8 protein-coding genes are annotated in these 16,559 nt (G+C 63.1%); 6 read left to right on the plus strand and 2 right to left on the minus strand.

Features of this window, described 5'->3' with window-relative positions; translation table 11 throughout:
* Window positions 1–192: 192 nt before the first annotated feature.
* The 4 genes from BXE_RS11425 (at window position 193) to BXE_RS11440 (ending at window position 9,611) form a co-directional block, all read left to right on the plus strand.
* Entirely contained in the window at window positions 193–795 is a 603-nt protein-coding gene (locus BXE_RS11425) for a DUF2760 domain-containing protein (RefSeq protein WP_011488457.1), read from the plus strand.
* Window positions 792–2,660, plus strand: a complete 1,869-nt coding sequence (locus BXE_RS11430) for an Hsp70 family protein (RefSeq protein WP_011488458.1) — start codon at window positions 792–794, stop codon at window positions 2,658–2,660. Before BXE_RS11425 ends, BXE_RS11430 begins: the two co-directional genes overlap by 4 nt.
* Window positions 2,657–5,617 (plus strand): Hsp70 family protein, encoded by a 2,961-nt coding sequence (locus tag BXE_RS11435; protein ID WP_011488459.1) that lies wholly within the window; start codon window positions 2,657–2,659, stop codon window positions 5,615–5,617. Before BXE_RS11430 ends, BXE_RS11435 begins: the two co-directional genes overlap by 4 nt.
* 421 nt (window positions 5,618–6,038) lie before the next feature.
* Window positions 6,039–9,611: a helix-turn-helix domain-containing protein gene (locus BXE_RS11440; RefSeq protein ID WP_233518784.1), complete on the plus strand. Its 3,573-nt coding sequence runs from the start codon at window positions 6,039–6,041 to the stop codon at window positions 9,609–9,611.
* Between the two features lie 61 nt (window positions 9,612–9,672).
* Here BXE_RS11440 and BXE_RS11445 read toward each other — a convergent pair whose 3' ends face one another.
* On the minus strand, window positions 9,673–10,704 hold the full coding sequence (locus BXE_RS11445) for a sensor domain-containing diguanylate cyclase (protein ID WP_011488461.1): 1,032 nt from the start codon (window positions 10,702–10,704) through the stop codon (window positions 9,673–9,675).
* A gap of 231 nt (window positions 10,705–10,935) precedes the next feature.
* Here BXE_RS11445 and BXE_RS11450 point away from each other — a divergent pair, with 231 nt between their 5' ends.
* Complete coding sequence (locus BXE_RS11450; protein ID WP_011488462.1) at window positions 10,936–12,153, plus strand: amidohydrolase family protein; 1,218 nt, start codon at window positions 10,936–10,938, stop codon at window positions 12,151–12,153.
* Between the two features lie 91 nt (window positions 12,154–12,244).
* On the opposite strand, the gene BXE_RS11455 is transcribed toward BXE_RS11450, so the two are convergent.
* Window positions 12,245–12,502 (minus strand): helix-turn-helix domain-containing protein, encoded by a 258-nt coding sequence (locus BXE_RS11455; protein WP_038457910.1) that lies wholly within the window; start codon window positions 12,500–12,502, stop codon window positions 12,245–12,247.
* 190 nt (window positions 12,503–12,692) lie between these two features.
* Here BXE_RS11455 and BXE_RS11460 point away from each other — a divergent pair, with 190 nt between their 5' ends.
* Window positions 12,693–16,526, plus strand: a complete 3,834-nt coding sequence (locus BXE_RS11460) for an ArsR family transcriptional regulator (protein ID WP_063719321.1) — start codon at window positions 12,693–12,695, stop codon at window positions 16,524–16,526.
* The last annotated feature ends 33 nt before the right edge of the window (window positions 16,527–16,559 follow it).

Raw genomic sequence — 16,559 nt, forward strand, 5'->3', positions numbered from 1 at the left:
CAAGGCAAAATACGGGTTTTGCGCGCGCAAACGCCGCGCTCCCGGCTCGATCAGACGCCGGCGGCACCCACGCCGCCGGCCTCGCCACGACGCACGTCGACGGCCCGCTCAAGCCCAGCGCGGCGGCGCCGCTCATCGCGTAAGGCGCAGCCAGGACAGCTCGTCCTTTAACAGAGCACCTCAGGAGCATTTATGACCGATTCGAACCCATCCTTCCTCGGCAGGATTTCCCTGGCCGTGAGCACGTTCTTCCGCATCCTCGGCGATGGCGAGTTTGCCGCCGGGGTCCTGCGTCTGCGTCAGGGCGGCGCTGCCGCCAGCGCCGCGCCCGCACCGGTCAAGGCCCCGGTCACGGCACCGCCCCCCGCGCCCGCGGCACAGCCCAGCCCGCAGCCCGCGCCCGTGCTGAAGGAAGCCAGCCCCGACGCCGCGCTGCAACTGCTCGGCCTGCTGCAACGCGACGCGCGTTTCATCGATTTCGTCGAGGAAGACATCAAGAGCTACAGCGACGCCGACATCGGCGCGGCCGCGCGCCTCGTGCACGACGGTTGCCGCGCAACCTTGCGCGAGCACTTCACGATCCGCCCGGTGCGCGAAGAAGCCGAAGGCAGCCGCGTCACGCTGGCCGAAGGCTTCGACGCGGCCTCGATTCGCCTGACCGGCAATGTGGTCGGCCGCGCGCCATTTAACGGCAGCATCAGCCATCGCGGCTGGCAGGTCGTCGAAGTGCGCCTGCCGAAGCTCGCGGACAGTCACAACGCGAAAGTGATCGCACCGGCTGAGGTGGAGCTATGAGCGACGCACGCCAGCCAGGCACATCACGCTATGCCATCGGCATCGACCTCGGCACCACGCACTGCGCGCTGTCCTATGTGGACACGAGCGCGAGCGACGGCGAAAAGACCGCCCAGGGCGTGCTGCCAATCGCCCAGCTCACCGGTCCGGGCGCGATCGACAGCCTCGATCTGCTGCCCTCGTTTCTGTATCTGCCGCATCCCGACGAACTTGCGTCGGGCGACCTCTATCTGCCGTGGACCGGCCAGCGCGAATTCGCGGTCGGCGAGTTCGCCCGCAGCCGCGGCGCGGCCACGCCGATCCGGCTCGTGTCGAGCGCGAAGAGCTGGCTGTGCCATCCGGGAGTCGACCGGCGCGCCGCGATTCTGCCCAACGACGCGCCGCCCGAAGTCGCGCGCGTCTCGCCGCTCGAAAGCTCGGTGCGTTATCTGACCCACTTGCGTGAAGCCTGGGATCATGCGCATCCCGACGCGCCGTTCAGCGAACAGGACATCACGGTGACGATTCCGGCATCGTTCGATCCGGCCGCGCGTGAACTGACCGCCGAAGCTGCCGCGGCCGCCGGCTACGGCAGCATGACGCTGCTGGAAGAACCGCAGGCCGCGCTGTATAGCTGGATCCAGAAAAGCGGCGGGCAGTGGCGCAAGCAGGTCAAGGTCGGCGACATCATTCTCGTGGTGGACGTGGGCGGCGGCACGACCGACCTCTCGCTGATCGCCGTGATCGAACGCGAAGGCAATCTCGAACTGCATCGCGTCGCGGTCGGCGAGCATATTCTGCTCGGCGGCGACAACATGGACCTCGCGCTCGCGCACGTGGTCGCGCGCAAGCTCGCGGGGCAAGGCACCCAGGCCGACGCATGGCAACTGCGCGCCCTCACCTATGCGTGCCGCTCGGCCAAGGAAACGCTGCTCAGCGATCCGGCCACCGATACGGTGCCGCTCGTCGTGCCGAGCCGCGGCTCGAAGCTGATCGGCGGCTCGATCCGCACCGAGCTCACGCGCGCCGAATTGACCCAGACGATTCTGGAAGGCTTCTTCCCGCAGGTGGAGAGCGCCGCGCGTCCGGTGAGCCGCGCGCGCGCCGGTCTGACGCAACTCGGCCTGCCGTATGCGCAGGACGCGGGCATCACGCGGCATCTGGCGGCGTTTCTCGGCCGTCAGGTGGGCGCGCTCGCCGAGCTCGAAGGACTGCGCGATCTCGCCACGGCGCAAAACGCCAGCTTCCTGCATCCCACTGCCGTGCTGTTCAACGGCGGCGTGTTCAAGTCGCCGTTGCTGGTCGAACGCATCATGGGCACGCTCAACGGCTGGCTCACAGCAGAAGGCGCGGCGCCGGCGCGGCTCCTCGAAGGCGCCGATCTGGATCTCGCCGTCGCGCGCGGCGCAGCTTACTACGGTTACGTGCGACGCGGCCAGGGTGTGCGGATTCGCGGCGGCACGGCACGCGCGTACTACATCGCGATCGAATCGGCGATGCCCGCGGTGCCCGGCCTCGAACCGCCCATCCAGGCGCTGTGCGTGGCACCGTTCGGCATGGAAGAAGGCACCGAAGCCGAACTGCCCGCGCAGGAATTCGGGCTGGTGGTCGGCGAGCCCGTGCATTTCCGCTTCTTCGGCTCGTCGGTGCGGCGGCAGGACCAGGTCGGCACGCTGCTCGACTTCTGGGGTCCTGATGAATTGCAGGAACTGGAAGAGATTCAGGCGACGCTGCCCGCCGCCGGCCGCAATGCCGGTGAAGTCGTGCCGGTGAAGCTGCATGCGCGCGTCACCGAAGCGGGCACGCTCGAACTCGAAGCCGTGCCGCGTGGCACCGACGAGCGCTGGAAAGTCGAGTTCGACGTGCGCGGCAACGCAAATGCATGAATGAGATGAAGCGGTACAGCGTCGGCATCGATCTCGGCACCAGCAACACGGTGCTCGCCTATGCGCAGATGGGCGCACCAGATGGGTCGCGGGTCGAGTCGCCACGCATTTACGTCTTCGAGATCGAGCAACTGGTGAGTCCAGGCGAAGTGGCCGCGCGGCCGCTTCTGCCCTCGGTGCGCTATCACGCGGCGCAAGGCGAACTGAACCCCGGCGATCTGCAATTGCCGTGGTCCGGTGCGGACCAGGCCGGCGCCCAGACCGAAGCGCAGAGCCAAGCGCAGAGCCAAGCGCAGTCTGGAGCACAGTCAAAAGCAGGCGAAGAAGCAAACAAAGAAGCAAACAAAGAAGCGCAGCCGGTCGTGATCGGTCGGCTCGCGCGCCTGCTGGGCGCCCAGGTGCCGGGGCGGCTGGTGACGAGCGCGAAGAGCTGGCTCTCGCATGCGTCGGTCGACCGTGTTGCGCCGATCCTGCCGTGGGGCGCCGCCGACGACATCCTCAAAGTCTCGCCGGTCGAAGCCAGCGCGAGCTACCTGGCGCATGTGCGCGCCGCCTGGAACCACCGTTTTCCGGACGCGCCGCTCGAACGTCAGGACGTGGTGCTCACGGTGCCGGCGTCCTTCGACGAAGGTGCGCGCGCATTGACCGTGCAAGCGGCACGCATGGCCGGCCTGCACAACCTGAAGCTGCTGGAAGAGCCGCAAGCGGCTTTCTACGACTGGCTGTTTCATCACCGTGACCGGCTGGCAAGCGAACTCGCTGCCACCCGTCTGGTCCTCATCTGCGACGTCGGCGGCGGCACCACCGACCTCACACTGATCGAAGTGGGCCTGAGCGACGGCGAGCCTCGGCTCACGCGAATCGGTGTAGGCAATCACCTGATGCTCGGCGGCGACAACATGGATCTGGCGCTCGCGCATCTGGTGGAAGCGCGGCTGCCGGGCGCGGACCAGGCGGGCGGACGCACGCGCCTGTCGGCGGCGAGCCTGTCGCAACTGGTCGAGCGTTGCCGCAATGCGAAGGAGCTTCTGCTCGGTCCACAAGCGCCCGACTCCGCATCGGTCACGCTGCTTGGCGCCGGTTCGAAGCTGATCGGCGGTGCGCGCACGGTGCAGGTCACGCGCGAGGAGGTGGAGCGGATCATCGTCGACGGCTTCTTTCCCGCGGTGGCGTCGAACGAACGGCCTGGCAGACCGCGTGGCGCGATCGTCGAGTTCGGCCTGCCCTATGCCACTGACGCCGCCGTCACACGTCATATCGCGGCGTTCCTCGGACGCTTCGCGGCGCAGTCGCGCAAAGCGCTCGGCGCTGCGGTATCGGGCACGCCGGACGCTGCCGACGAAAACACCTTGCCGGTGCCCGACACACTGCTGCTGAACGGCGGCGTGTTCCGCGCCGAAGCGCTCACGCAGCGTCTGGCGAGCACGCTGGGCACGTGGCGCGGCGCGGCGCTCAACGTGCTGCACAACGACAACCCCGACGTGGCCGTAGCACGCGGCGCGGTTGCCTATGCGCTCGCGCGCGCGGGCAACGCGCCGAAAATCGGCGGCGGCTCGCCGCGCAGCTACTTCCTCGTGCTCGACGAAACCAGCGACGGCAAGCACGAAGCCGAGCCCGTGCAACGCGGCATCTGCCTGCTGCCGCGCGGCACGGAAGAAGGCCGCGAGATCCTGATCGCGGATCGCACCTTCGCGCTGCGGCTCGGACATCCGGTGCGTTTTCATCTGGTCTCGTCGAGCGCGGACACGGTGTACCGGCCAGGCGAGTTGATCGACCTCGCCGGTGGCGACTTCGTTCGCCTGCCGCCGATCGCGACCATCGTGCAGCCGCGCGGCGCGAGCGCCGCGCGCCAAACCGCGGTGCAGATCGCGACCTCGCTCACCGAGGTGGGCACGCTCGAAGTCCACTGCATCGAACGGGACAATCCGGCGCAGCGCTGGCTGCTCGAATTCCAGTTGCGCCGTGAAGACGCGCAAGTGAACCTGACGGCCGATGCCGCGCCCGCCCGCCACCCCGCGCTCGACGAGGCCATCGAACATATCGACCGCAGCTTCGGCTCGCGCTCGCAAAACGTCGGCCCGAAAGAAGTCAAACGCCTGCGCTCGCAACTCGAACAATTGCTGGGCCCGCGCGAGAGCTGGAACAGTGCGTTGCTGCGCGAACTGTTCGGCGCGCTGTGGGAACGCGCGCGCCGGCGACGCCGCTCGGCGGATCACGAGCGCCTCTGGCTGAATCTCGCGGGCTATTGCGTGCGGCCGGGTTTCGGCTATCCGCTCGACGAATGGCGGGTTGAACAACTCTGGTCGCTGTTCGACGACGGCATTCAGTACGTCAACGAAAGCCAGGTCTGGTCCGAATGGTGGACGCTCTGGCGGCGCGCCGCCGGCGGCCTCGATGAAAGCGCGCAATTGCGCGTGCTCGACGCGATGGCGTATCTGCAAAAAGCCGCGCATTCGCGTCACAAGCTGCCGTTCGACGTCGCGAAAACCGGCTTCACCGATATGGTTCGCCTGAGTGCGTCGCTCGAACGGATTCCCGTGGAGCGCAAGATCGAGCTTGGCGAGTCGGTGCTGGCCCGCCTGAAGAAGCCCGCTGAAAATCATCAAAGCTGGTGGGCGGTCGGCCGGATCGGCGCACGCCGGCCGTTCTACGGCAGCGCGCATAGCGTCGTGCCGCCGGAGATTGCCGGCGCGTGGCTCGACGCGATACTCGCGCTCGACTGGAAGAAGGTCGATCCCGCCGCCTTTGCCGCCGTGCAGATCGCTCGCATGACCGGCGACCGTTCGCGCGACTTGCCCGAAGACATGCGTCGTACGGTGGTACGGCGGCTGGAAGCGGCCAACGCGCCGCGCGCGTGGATCACGATGGTGAGCGAGAGCGTGGAGCTCGATAACGCCGACGAAGGCCGCGTGTTTGGCGAATCGCTGCCGGCGGGGTTGAAGCTGCTCACGGGTTGAGCGGGCGTCACTGTCGCTTCGCGTTGCCTCGCCTCGGCCGCCGCTTTACACCTGCACCCCGCCGCCGCGAACGAACACCTTGCGCTCGTCAGGCAGCGCGCTGCATTCATCAAAGACACCCTCCCGCATACAGATAAACGCTACATCCGCTGACTTCGCTCATGCTGCAATGTCGCCAGCAGCGTCCTGCTTCTCCGTGATTCGCTGCGCCGATCATTCAGAGGAGTTTCGCAAGATGGCGAAATCATCAGTAGGCAGCCCGACGTCCGCGGTTTGGGATGAATTTCGGATACCTGACGAAGGCAACAACAAGGCTCAGACTACAGGACATGTTTCGCGCGGCACAGCCTCCCATTCCCCACCACGATCACACACGGCACACGGGAACCGCGATGCGTCCCATCCTCCTGGCGCGCACTCCGTGTTCACCCGCGGACTAGCGGCCGCCGCGTTCTCGCGTCAGACTTCCGGCCAGGGATTAGCGGCACATACTGCCACCTCGCCTGGCAGAGTAAGCGGCGGCGTCCACACCCGGGATGCGCTGCTGCGCCGGACCGGCTCCGTCAATGGCACATACGCGCGCACGCCCGTCCAGGCAGCACGGAGTGATGACACGTCCCAGCCAATCGCGGAAACGAAGCCCATCAGCATCAAAGAGTTCAACGAACTCAACAGCAATTACGACACCGTGGACGGTTATCCTCGCAACAGCGAGGCCAACGGCGAGATCGCACAAAAAATCGAAGACGGCATCGGGCAGGAAATGACCGGCTATCCGCCCGAGGTGATCCAGTTCCAGCAGAGAGAAACCCGCCTGCACGGCATGCTGGCCGACCTGCCCGAGAGCGAACGCCAGTTCTACGCCGCCGCGGCCGCCATGCTGGGCACGGCCTACCCGCTAGAAACGGGCAGCGACAACCGCTACGAAATCGGGCAGCAGATGACCGCGCTGGAAGACGCCGTTCGTGACGAAACGAACCGCGTTCGCAACGATCCCGTCGACCGGGCCCTGAGTATCTTTAACCCGCCTATGGGAATTGCCTGGCTGAACAAGGAAGACCGGGACAATGTCGATTACCTCGATAAATTGCGCGACGACTTTCTCGACGCGACGAACGCCGACGAACGGGACGAAATATTCGAGGAAGCCAGCGAACTCAAAGACGGGCTGCAACGCAGCATCTCGGCCGAAGTCGACCGGCGCCGGCTCAAGGCAAACGCCCAGTGGCAAGAAGCCAATGGCGAAGTCGACCGGATCCTGAGTGACGCACGGGCACAGACCGACCCCGCAAAACGCTACGAGTTGATTGGCCGCCAACTCTATGAGGGCGATCCCGGGCAGGACACGCTAAAGGACAAGGTCGTTTTGGCCTTCACGCAGCGCATGCAAGACTCCGCCGAATTGCGCGACACGCTCGATACCTGGCACGCCCAGGTCAGCGGCCCTTTGAATGCCCACTCGGTGGGCGCTGCAAAGCGATATACGGACATCCTCAGGAGCCTCCCGCCGGCGAGCGGCGACTACGTGCGCGATCTCAGCGATCAATACAATGCCGTACTCGAGGATACGAGCTACAAGGACTATTCCATCACTCCCGCCGCCCGCTCGGAGAAACTGGCCGGACAAGTGCTGGAAGGCATTGCACGCGTGCTGTTGGGCGTGACGCCGCTGGCCCCGCTGGCCGATCTGCTACCTTCCACATTGCCGGCCGGCATCCGGATGGGGCTCGATTATGGCTCGGCACTGCTAGGCACGATCGCCGGCGAAGCCCCGGCCATTCTCAGCGATGTCGGTCTCGCGGGTAAAGCCCTTGCCACGGCCGCCAAAGATGCCGAAGCGGCCAACATGGCTTCAAAAGACGGCGCAGCGACGGGGGAAAACCTGGCGCAAAGCGCCGGTCGAATCGCGGACAGGACGAAAGCTGGTCCCAGCGCTGGCCGGGACGCGCAGGCCGCCGGCCAGGCAATCGGCGACAAGCCAGCGGTGGACGCCGGACCGTCCATCGACCCGACCAGCCAACTTGCGCATCAACGCGCCGGCGACAACCCCTATGGATCACTCGCGGCCTATGCCGACCCCGATGTCCACCTGGCAGATTTACATTCCGGGGCCAGGCCCGGCATCCTCGAGGACGCCCGAGGCGACCGATATGTCGCGATGCATGGAAAGGCTTATCACGTGCGCTTTGACAATCAGAGCGACACCTGGCGGGTATTCATGAAAGGCGCCGATCTCAAGCCGCAATATCCGGTTCGCCTGAATGAGATAACCCGCCGTTGGGAAATCAACTCTGAAGTGGGTTTGACCGGCGGCGTGTGGCAAAAAATTAGCGATCACACACGCGAGGAAGCCATCAGACTCCTTAAGGAGGGGAAACTGTCGCGCGCGAAAATCGCGGCCACGCTGCGGATTTCTCCAAATTCGGTAGCAAGGTTCATGAACGAGGAAAAAATTGTTCCGACTGCTCCTGGTTCTCTGCGTACCCTGAAAAGTACGCCGACGGACAAACGCGAAATTCTCAGACTGCTGGAAGAGGGAGTTCTCACGCAGGTTGAGATAGCAAAAAGGATGGGTACTTCCACCGGTCTGGTAAACAGAATCTCGAAGCAAAATAACTTTGCTCGGCGTGGCAAGGTCCCGCCCGCAATCCGAAGGGAGGTTGAGAACCTGCTCAGGGAGGGGACACTAACCAACGCTCAGATAGCGGCAAAAACAAAAATATCATCACGTACGGTGGCCACGATCAAGAAAGACATGCATTTTGCCAATTTCGTCCGCAGGCGAGAAATCGCGCCGGAAGTCCGGCAAGAGGTCATCCAGCGGATCAACGACGGATTGACGTATGACAGGATAGCCGCAGCCACTGGCGTAAGCAAAATAACCGTTTGGCGAATCGCCCAGCAAACGAAGACGTTCCGCGGAGTGGCCCGGACTTCGCCCGAACAGATCGACCGGGTCTTTACACTGAAAGACGAGGGGAAAACCCCTCAGGAAGTCGCCGACGCGGTCGGGATCTCAGTCAGCAAAGTCAGGGACATCTATGGCAATGTCAATGCCGACTCCTACAAAAGGATCTGGTGGGACACGACGCCAGAAAAGCGGACCGCTGCCATCCGTCAACTCGATGAAGGCAAAAACGCAAACCAGGTGGCCAAAGATCTAGGCCTCCGGATCGAGACAGTGCGCGGGATTGCCAATCAGCACCGTGTCGCAAGAGACTCGCTGGCGAGCGAACTTCTGGCAGAAGGTCGATCGCCTGAAGAGGTGGCCGCTTCTCTAAACATATCGCCGAAATATGTGGCCAAGCTCACAAAAGGTGTGCCCGAAAGCACTCACGAAATCCGTTTCACCGCAAAAGATCGCGATGCCGCAATGGAGATGTTCGAGAAGGGTTATAGCCGCGAGGACGTTGCCGCGAAACTCGGCATTTCTCCGTGGAAAGCCCATAGTCTTGCCAATGAGTTCCGCACGAATACGATGAACTCGGTGACGCCGCAACAACTCGACGATATTGCACGGGCGCTGAGCCTCCGGGACTACGACTTTACGACCGGCGATCTGGCGAGAGCAAGCGAGTTGCCGGAAACCACGGTGAGCGTCGTCGAACAGGAATATGCACGCGGCCTGCTGGTATCGCGCCACTCGTCTCCCATAGCCGGCACGTCATCGGCAATGCCGGTTGCTGAACACTACGAATGGTTGCCGCCGCTTTCGGCAGCCCAGGAAATCGAGGCGATCCGCGCTATGGATGAAGGCCTCAGCCTGACGGCCATTGCCGCTCAACTCAAGGAACCCGGCGCGGTGATTCAGCAATTGTACGAAGATGACCTGCCTCTCATGATGTTGAGAGACGATCCGCCCGATGCTCCGCCGGCACAACCGCCCGCCCCGCAAACCCGGGTGCTCAGCATGCAGGACGAGGCCGAAGTGCAGAAAATCGTGCAGCGAACAGGCCTGCGTCGATCATTCGTTACCAGTCTGTTCTTTGCATAAGCGCAAGCTATTCGGTAGGCCTGCCGAGCACCATGCCGGCGCCGAAGCCCCGCACGAATGACTACGCCATCGTCACCTGATTCCTGCCGCCATGTTTCGACCGATACAACGCCCGGTCGGCGCTCGCGAATCCATCGCGATATGCCGGCCGTGAGGTTTCGGTGATGCGCGTGAGCGCCGCGCCCACGCTCACCGTCACCGTGCCGAGCGGCGACGCGCGATGCTCGATCGCCAGATCCTCCACACCCTGGCGCAGCGCTTCGAGCGTGTTTTCGAGCGCAGCCGGTCCGGCGCGCAGCATCAGCAGGCCGAATTCCTCGCCGCCCATGCGCCCGACGATAACGCGCTCGCCATAGGCGGCCGCCTGCATGACCGAGGCCACTTTGCGCAGACAGTGATCGCCCGCCTGGTGGCCGTAGGTGTCGTTGTATTGCTTGAACCAGTCCACGTCGACCACGACCGAACCCATCACGTCGCCGTTACGCGCTTCTTTCCATCGGCGGGTAACGCTTTCCAGCAGGAAACGGCGGTTATACAACTGCGTGAGCGGATCGATCGCGGTGGCCGTGCGCATCTTCAGATCGTTTTCGATCATCGCGCGCAGGTGGTAGAACACCGCCCGCTGTCCCGCATCGAGCCGGCCGGGCGACGGGCCCATCGCGCACAACGCGCCGACGATTTCACCATTGGGCGCGCGCAGCGCGATCGCCGCATAGAAACGCACGAACGGATGACGCTGCACCAGCATGCATTCGCCGAAGCGGGTATCGCTGTGCGCATCTTCGATGACGAACAGTTCGGCGTCGCGCACCGCATAATCGGCAAGCGAGCGGGCGCGCGTGACGAGCGGCATTGCCATGCCGACCTCGGCGCGGTAGTGCTGATATTCCTCGTCGAGCAGCGTAATCGCCGTGATCGCCGCGCCCGTCACGCTCTTGAGGATTTCCGCTGCGTGGGTGAAGCATTCGCGCATCACCTGATCGTCGTGCAGCAGCCATTCAATGACCGACGATTCCACCTCGGGTTCGCCGGTGGCGAACGGATCGAACTGCATCCGGCTGGACAGACGGTCGTTACTGAAGGCGAGTTGCACGGCGCGATCCCAGAATGTATTTAGCTCGTGTCAACGGCAGATACTCACCAAACTTGAGTGCCCGAACGCCAGAACTGCGCGGATAGCCCGCGCGGTTCCACGAAGTACAATTCACGCGCCGTCTCTCATTGTCCGCCGGGTCGGCAACACGTCTATTGGTCAGACAATTGAACGCGTCTTCGACCGTGCACCACCGGCCTCTGTCTCTCGCATAACAACCGCCCTGCTTTCATGCCCACGACCGCTTCCGACCTCCCGACAACCGGCCTGCTGATCACCGACGTCCGTCTGGCGAACGGCGCGCGCGTCGACGTGTCGATCGCCGCCGGCCGCATCGCCGCGCTCGGTCCCGACCTGCCGCGCGAGCCGAACCTGACCGTCGAGGACGGCGCCGGCGCGTTGCTGCTGCCGGGTTTTGTCGAAGGACATACGCACCTGGATAAAACCAGTTGGGGCTTGCCGTGGTATCGCAACGAGGTCGGCCCGAAGCTCACCGACCGCATCGAAAACGAACGGCGCTGGCGAGCGCAAAGCGGACATGACGCGGGTCAGCAATCGCTCGCGCTCGCCCGCGCGTTCATGCAGGCGGGCACGACGCGCCTGCGCACGCACGTCGATATCGACACCGCTGCCGGGTTGCGTCATCTGGAAGGCGTGCTTGCCACGCGCGAAACGCTCGGCGACGTGCTCGACATGCAGATCGTCGCGTTTCCGCAATCGGGCGTGCTTGGCCGACCCGGCACCGAAGCGCTGCTCGGCGACGCCCTGAAGGCAGGCGCCGACGTGCTCGGCGCGCTCGATCCCGCGTTGATCGACGGCGACCCGGTGGCGTCGCTCGATCTGACTTTCGATCTCGCGCAGCGGCATGCGAAGCCGATCGACATCCATCTGCACGAGCCGGGCGAAATCGGCGCGTTCACGCTCGGTCTGCTGCTCGACCGGGTTGCGGCGCTCGGCATGCAAGGGCAAGTGGTGGTGAGCCATGCGTTCTGTCTCGGCGCGTTGCCCGAGCGCGAACGCGACGCCCTGCTCGAACGGCTGGCCGCTCTGCGCGTTGCGTTGCTCACCACCGCTCCGCCATCGACAACCGTTCCGCCGCTCAAGGCCTGCCTCGAAAAAGGCGTGACCTTGTTCGGCGGCAACGACGGCGTGCGCGACACGTGGACACCCTACGGCTCGCCCGACATGCTCGAACGCGCGATGCTGATCGCAATGCGCTACGGCCTGCGCCGCGACGACGACCTCGCCATCGCATTCGACTGCGTGAGCACCGCCGCCGCGCAGGCCTGCGGATTCGCCGACTATGGCTTGCACGCGGGCGCGCGCGCCGACCTCGTGCTGGTGGACGCGGACACGGTCGCGCATGCGCTCGTCGCCCGGCCGCCGAGAAAGCTCGTGGTGTCGCACGGCCGGATCGTCGCGCGTAGCGGCACGCACGCAAGCCACTGAAAAACGCGTGGCAGAGGCCGGCCGTATTCCGATTCACACGGCGGCGTACACACCGGCCATCCGCGGCTCTCGAAACGGCGCGCGTCCTGCATCACATCACGCCAATCACATGACGCGCGAACACTTCACCCGCGGCGGTCAGCGCGAGTCCGGAGGCGAGCCGCTCGAAAAGCGGCGTGCCGACCTCGGCTTCGAGCTTGAGCAATTGCCGGTTGACCGCCGACGCCGCCACATGCAATTGCCGCGCGGCTTCACGAATCGAATCGCAGCGGCGAATCGCATCGAAATAGCGCAAGGAGCGTGCGTGAATGTGCCACGCGAGCGTGTCGGCGGGAGTGGATTTCGGCATATGGGTTGGCGCGCGTGAAAAATCAAAACCCCCACCTTACCCCGTCAAAAACGCTCACTCCGCGTCAATCTCTCTGCCATGTAGCGATAGGTGCTACATCCGTGAACACGCGCCGTGCTGCAATGTATCCAGCCGCGTCGTACCTCTCATCACGTCGCCGGCTAATCTCTTGCAACAGGAGTTCAGGAAAATGACGACATCATCGGTGGGCAACTCGATGTCCGCAGTTCAGGATGGTACGGCTTCAACCTTTCCCTCATCTGCAGACACCGTATCGAACAGGCATGAAGTACCGAACCACCCGCGTGCCCCTTCTCCAGCCGCTCATGAAAAAGCGGCCGCGGTATTCTCCCGTCACACTTCCGGCGAAGCGATTGCGGCACATACTCCTTTGCCGGACAGGGCCGCGCCGGACCTCCGCACCCAGGATGTTCTATCGCGTTCGATCCGTCCTGCAACGGCTCTGCTCGCGCGTACGCCCGCTGCGTCGCGACAGAACCTCGACAGGCCCAATGCGTCGCTTTCCACCGGAAGCGAGAAAGCGTCACAGACCGCGCCCGCCATTCAGCCCACGCCAGGCACCTATACGCTGCCCGGCGCGAGTATCGAAGAGTTCGACCGGCTCAACAAGGACTACGACACCCAGCAGGGCTACCTCCCCCGCAATAGTGAGGCCAACGCCGGGATTGCACTAAAAATCGAAGACGGCCTCCAGCAGGAAATGACCGGATATCCTCCTCAGGTAATCCAGTTCCAGCAAAGACAGATCCATCTGCAAGGCATGCTCGCCGAACTGCCCGACAGTGAACGCCAGTTCTACGGCGGCGTGATTGCTACCCTGGCCGCGGCGTACCAGCTTGAAACCGGCAACGACAGGCGCTACGCGATCGATCAGAAATTGACCAGTCTGGAGAACGCCGTTCGTGAAGAAGCGAACCGTGTGCGCAACGATCCTGTCGACCGCGTATTGAGCCAGTTCAATCCGCCTATGGGCGCCGCCTGGCTGAACAAGGAAGATCGGGAAAGCGTCGACCGCCTCGATAAATTGCGCGACGACTTTTTCGATGCCGAGGATGCCGGTGAACGGGAAGAGATATTCCAGGAGGCCAGTGACCTCAAGGGGAAATTGCAGGAACGGATCTCCACCGAAGTCGGCAAACGCCAGCGCGTAAAAAGCGCCCAGTGGAAAGAAGCCAATACGGAGGTGGACCGCATCCTCAACGAAGCGCAGGCGCAAACCGACCCCGCAAAACGCTACGAACTGATTGGCCGTCAGCTCTTTCAGATCAACCCTGGACAGGACGAGTTGAAAGACAAGGTGGTTCTGGCCTTCACGCAACGCATGCATGATTCGTCCGCGTTGCGCGACCAACTCGATACCTGGCATGATCAGGTCAGCCGCCCACTCAATATTCACTCTGTGGGGGCCGCTAAAAGATATACGGACATTCTCAAGGATCTCCCGGCCGTAAGCGGCGACTATGTGCGCGATCTCAGTGACCGGTATACCGCGGTGCTTCAGGACACCAGCTACAAGAACTACTCGATTACTCCGGCCGCACGCGCGGAGAAACTGGCCGGACAGGTTCTCGAAGGCATCGACCGCGTGCTTCTGGGTCTGACGCCCCTGGCTCCGCTCGCCGATCTCCTGCCTTCGACCCTGCCCGCCAATGTCCGGATGGGGCTCGATTACGGGTCCGCGTTTCTTGGCATTCTGGGTGGCGAAGGCGCGGGGCTTGCCAAAGAGATCGGTCTTGCGGGCAAAGCCGTTTCCGCGGCAGCCAGAGACGCGGAAGCGACCAACATGGCCGGCAAAGGCGGCAGCGTTTCAAGCAAAGATCTCGTTCAGCCCGCCGGGCTGGGCCTCGCCAAGGCGAGCCAGGCAGAGCCCACCCTGAGCCTGGAAGCACGCGCCGCCGAGAAAGCACTGGCGGAACAGACGCTCGCCGAAGCGGGGCCCGCGGTCGATCCCACCAGCCAGCTCGCGCATCAGGGCGTGGGCAGCAGCCCGTACGGGTCGCTCGAGACCTATGCCGATCCGGACGTTTCGATTAAAGATCTCCGGTTGGCAGACAAGCCGGGCATCCGGCTCGATGCCAAAGGCGACCGATATATCGAACTGCGCGGCAAGGCTTATCACGTCCGTTACGACAAAGACTACGAAAGCTGGCGCGTGTTCAAGAAAGGTATCGATCTGAAACCACAGTATTCCGTCCACCTGAATGATTCAACGGGGCATTGGGAACTCAGTACTGATGTACCCGCCGCCGGAGGACAGCCAAAAATCGACGACAAGGTGCGCAACGAAGTGATCAGGCTCGTTCGCGAGGGCGAATTGACCAGCCGCAAGATAGCTGCAAAACTAGGGATAAGCCAGCCGGCCGTAACAAGAATCGCGCAGGAAGAACGTATGACGTTTTCCGCCCCCGATTCTCTGCGTAGATTGCCACTCACGCCTGCGACCCGGCAGGAAATCCTCGACCTGCTACGGGAGGGGCGGGAATCGCGTAGGCAGATAGCCGCGAGATTTGACGTAGACGTTGGCTCCGTAAGCAAGATCGCCAGGGATAACGGCATCCGGCCCAGCGCTGCCTATGGCCGTCCAGTCAGTCCGGAAATACGCCAGCAAGCGATCAACCTGTTAAAGAAGGGGGAGCTGCCCTGCAACCAGATCGGAAAGCAACTTGGCATATCCACTCCAACAGTACTCAATATCGCGAGAAAAGAAGGTATCTCCCTCTCGGCGGCCGCCTCTCTACGTGGTATGAAAATCACACCAGAGACGCGGCAGCAAATCGTCGGATTGCTAAAAGATAGAGCACCGGTGAAAGAAGTCGTGGCAAAGGCGAACGTATCCGAACGTGCAGTGAGAAAGATTGCCGCGCAGAATGGTATACGCCCGTCCTTACCCAGGGGCGTTACGCCCGATCAGATCGACCAGGTATTTGCCTTGAAAGACCAGGGGAAATCCACTCGCGAAGTTGCCGATTCGGTCAAGCTATCAATCCAAAAAGTCCAGGACGTTTTCGCCAACTACAACGCCAATACCTACAAGAGATCGTGGTGGAATACGACGCCAGAGAACCGGACCGCCGCCATTCGGCAACTGGATGAAGGCAAAGCCCCAAAAGACATTGCCAAGGGCCTGAATCTGCCGCTGGAAACCGTGCGAGGCATAGCCAATCAGCACCGGATCGCGAGAGATTCATTAGCCAGTGAGCTGCTGGCCGAAGGGAAACCAGCCGATGAGGTGGCTCGATCTCTCGGCATGTCTTCCAGCTATACGAAGCGGCTGGCCCAACGCGTGCCTGAAGGCAGCCACGATATCCGCTTCACTTCGGAAGACCGGAATGCGGCAATGGATATGTTCGAAAAAGGCTACACCAGAGAAGACGTCGCCGCGAAACTCGGCATCTCACCGTGGAAATCCCATAGTCTTGCTAACGAATTTCTCAAGAAAACCATGGACTCCGTGACGCCACAACAACTTGACGACATTGTGCGAGCACTCGAGATCCGCGATTACAATTTTACAACCGGCGATCTGGCCCGTGCGACCCATTTGCCGGAGAGTACGATAACGGTCATCGAGCAGGAATATGCGGGCGGCTTTTTTGTGGCACGCTCGCGGCCTCCTCAACCGGTTTCGTCGGCAGGTCTGTCGCCGACGCCTGTCGATCATTACGAATGGGTCCCGCCACTTTCGCCGGACGACGAAATTCACGCGATTCGCGCAATAGATGAAGGCCACAGCCTGAAGGATGTTGCCGATCAGATCAATCAGCCTTACGCAGCCATTGCGCGGCTGCATGAAGAGGATTTACCGCTTGTCGCGTCGGCGGGAGATGTTGCCGGGGCCGGGCCGGCAGACCTGCCTCAACGGGCAACGACCGCGTTCAGCGAAGACGACATGAACGAGATCCGAAACCTCGCGAAAGGCAGCGGTCTGAGCGCGTCATTTATCGCCAACTGGTTTAATGCGTCAGTGGAAGACATTCAAAAGATCCTGAACGCACCTTCCTGAGCAGTCCGCACAAAACGGAAAAAGCGCCTACCA

Source organism: Paraburkholderia xenovorans LB400 (assembly GCF_000013645.1).
In the GTDB taxonomy this organism is placed as follows: domain Bacteria; phylum Pseudomonadota; class Gammaproteobacteria; order Burkholderiales; family Burkholderiaceae; genus Paraburkholderia; species Paraburkholderia xenovorans.

What these genes read in the sequence shown, in the direction of transcription:
- BXE_RS11450 (WP_011488462.1), top strand. Translation starts at nt 10,936, where the DNA reads ATGCCCACGACCGCTTCCGACCTCCCGACAACCGGCCTGCTGATCACC.
- BXE_RS11430 (WP_011488458.1), top strand. Translation starts at nt 792, where the DNA reads ATGAGCGACGCACGCCAGCCAGGCACATCACGCTATGCCATCGGCATC.
- BXE_RS11435 (WP_011488459.1), top strand. Translation starts at nt 2,657, where the DNA reads ATGAATGAGATGAAGCGGTACAGCGTCGGCATCGATCTCGGCACCAGC.
- BXE_RS11425 (WP_011488457.1), top strand. Translation starts at nt 193, where the DNA reads ATGACCGATTCGAACCCATCCTTCCTCGGCAGGATTTCCCTGGCCGTG.
- BXE_RS11455 (WP_038457910.1), bottom strand. Translation starts at nt 12,502, where the DNA reads ATGCCGAAATCCACTCCCGCCGACACGCTCGCGTGGCACATTCACGCA.
- BXE_RS11460 (WP_063719321.1), top strand. Translation starts at nt 12,693, where the DNA reads ATGACGACATCATCGGTGGGCAACTCGATGTCCGCAGTTCAGGATGGT.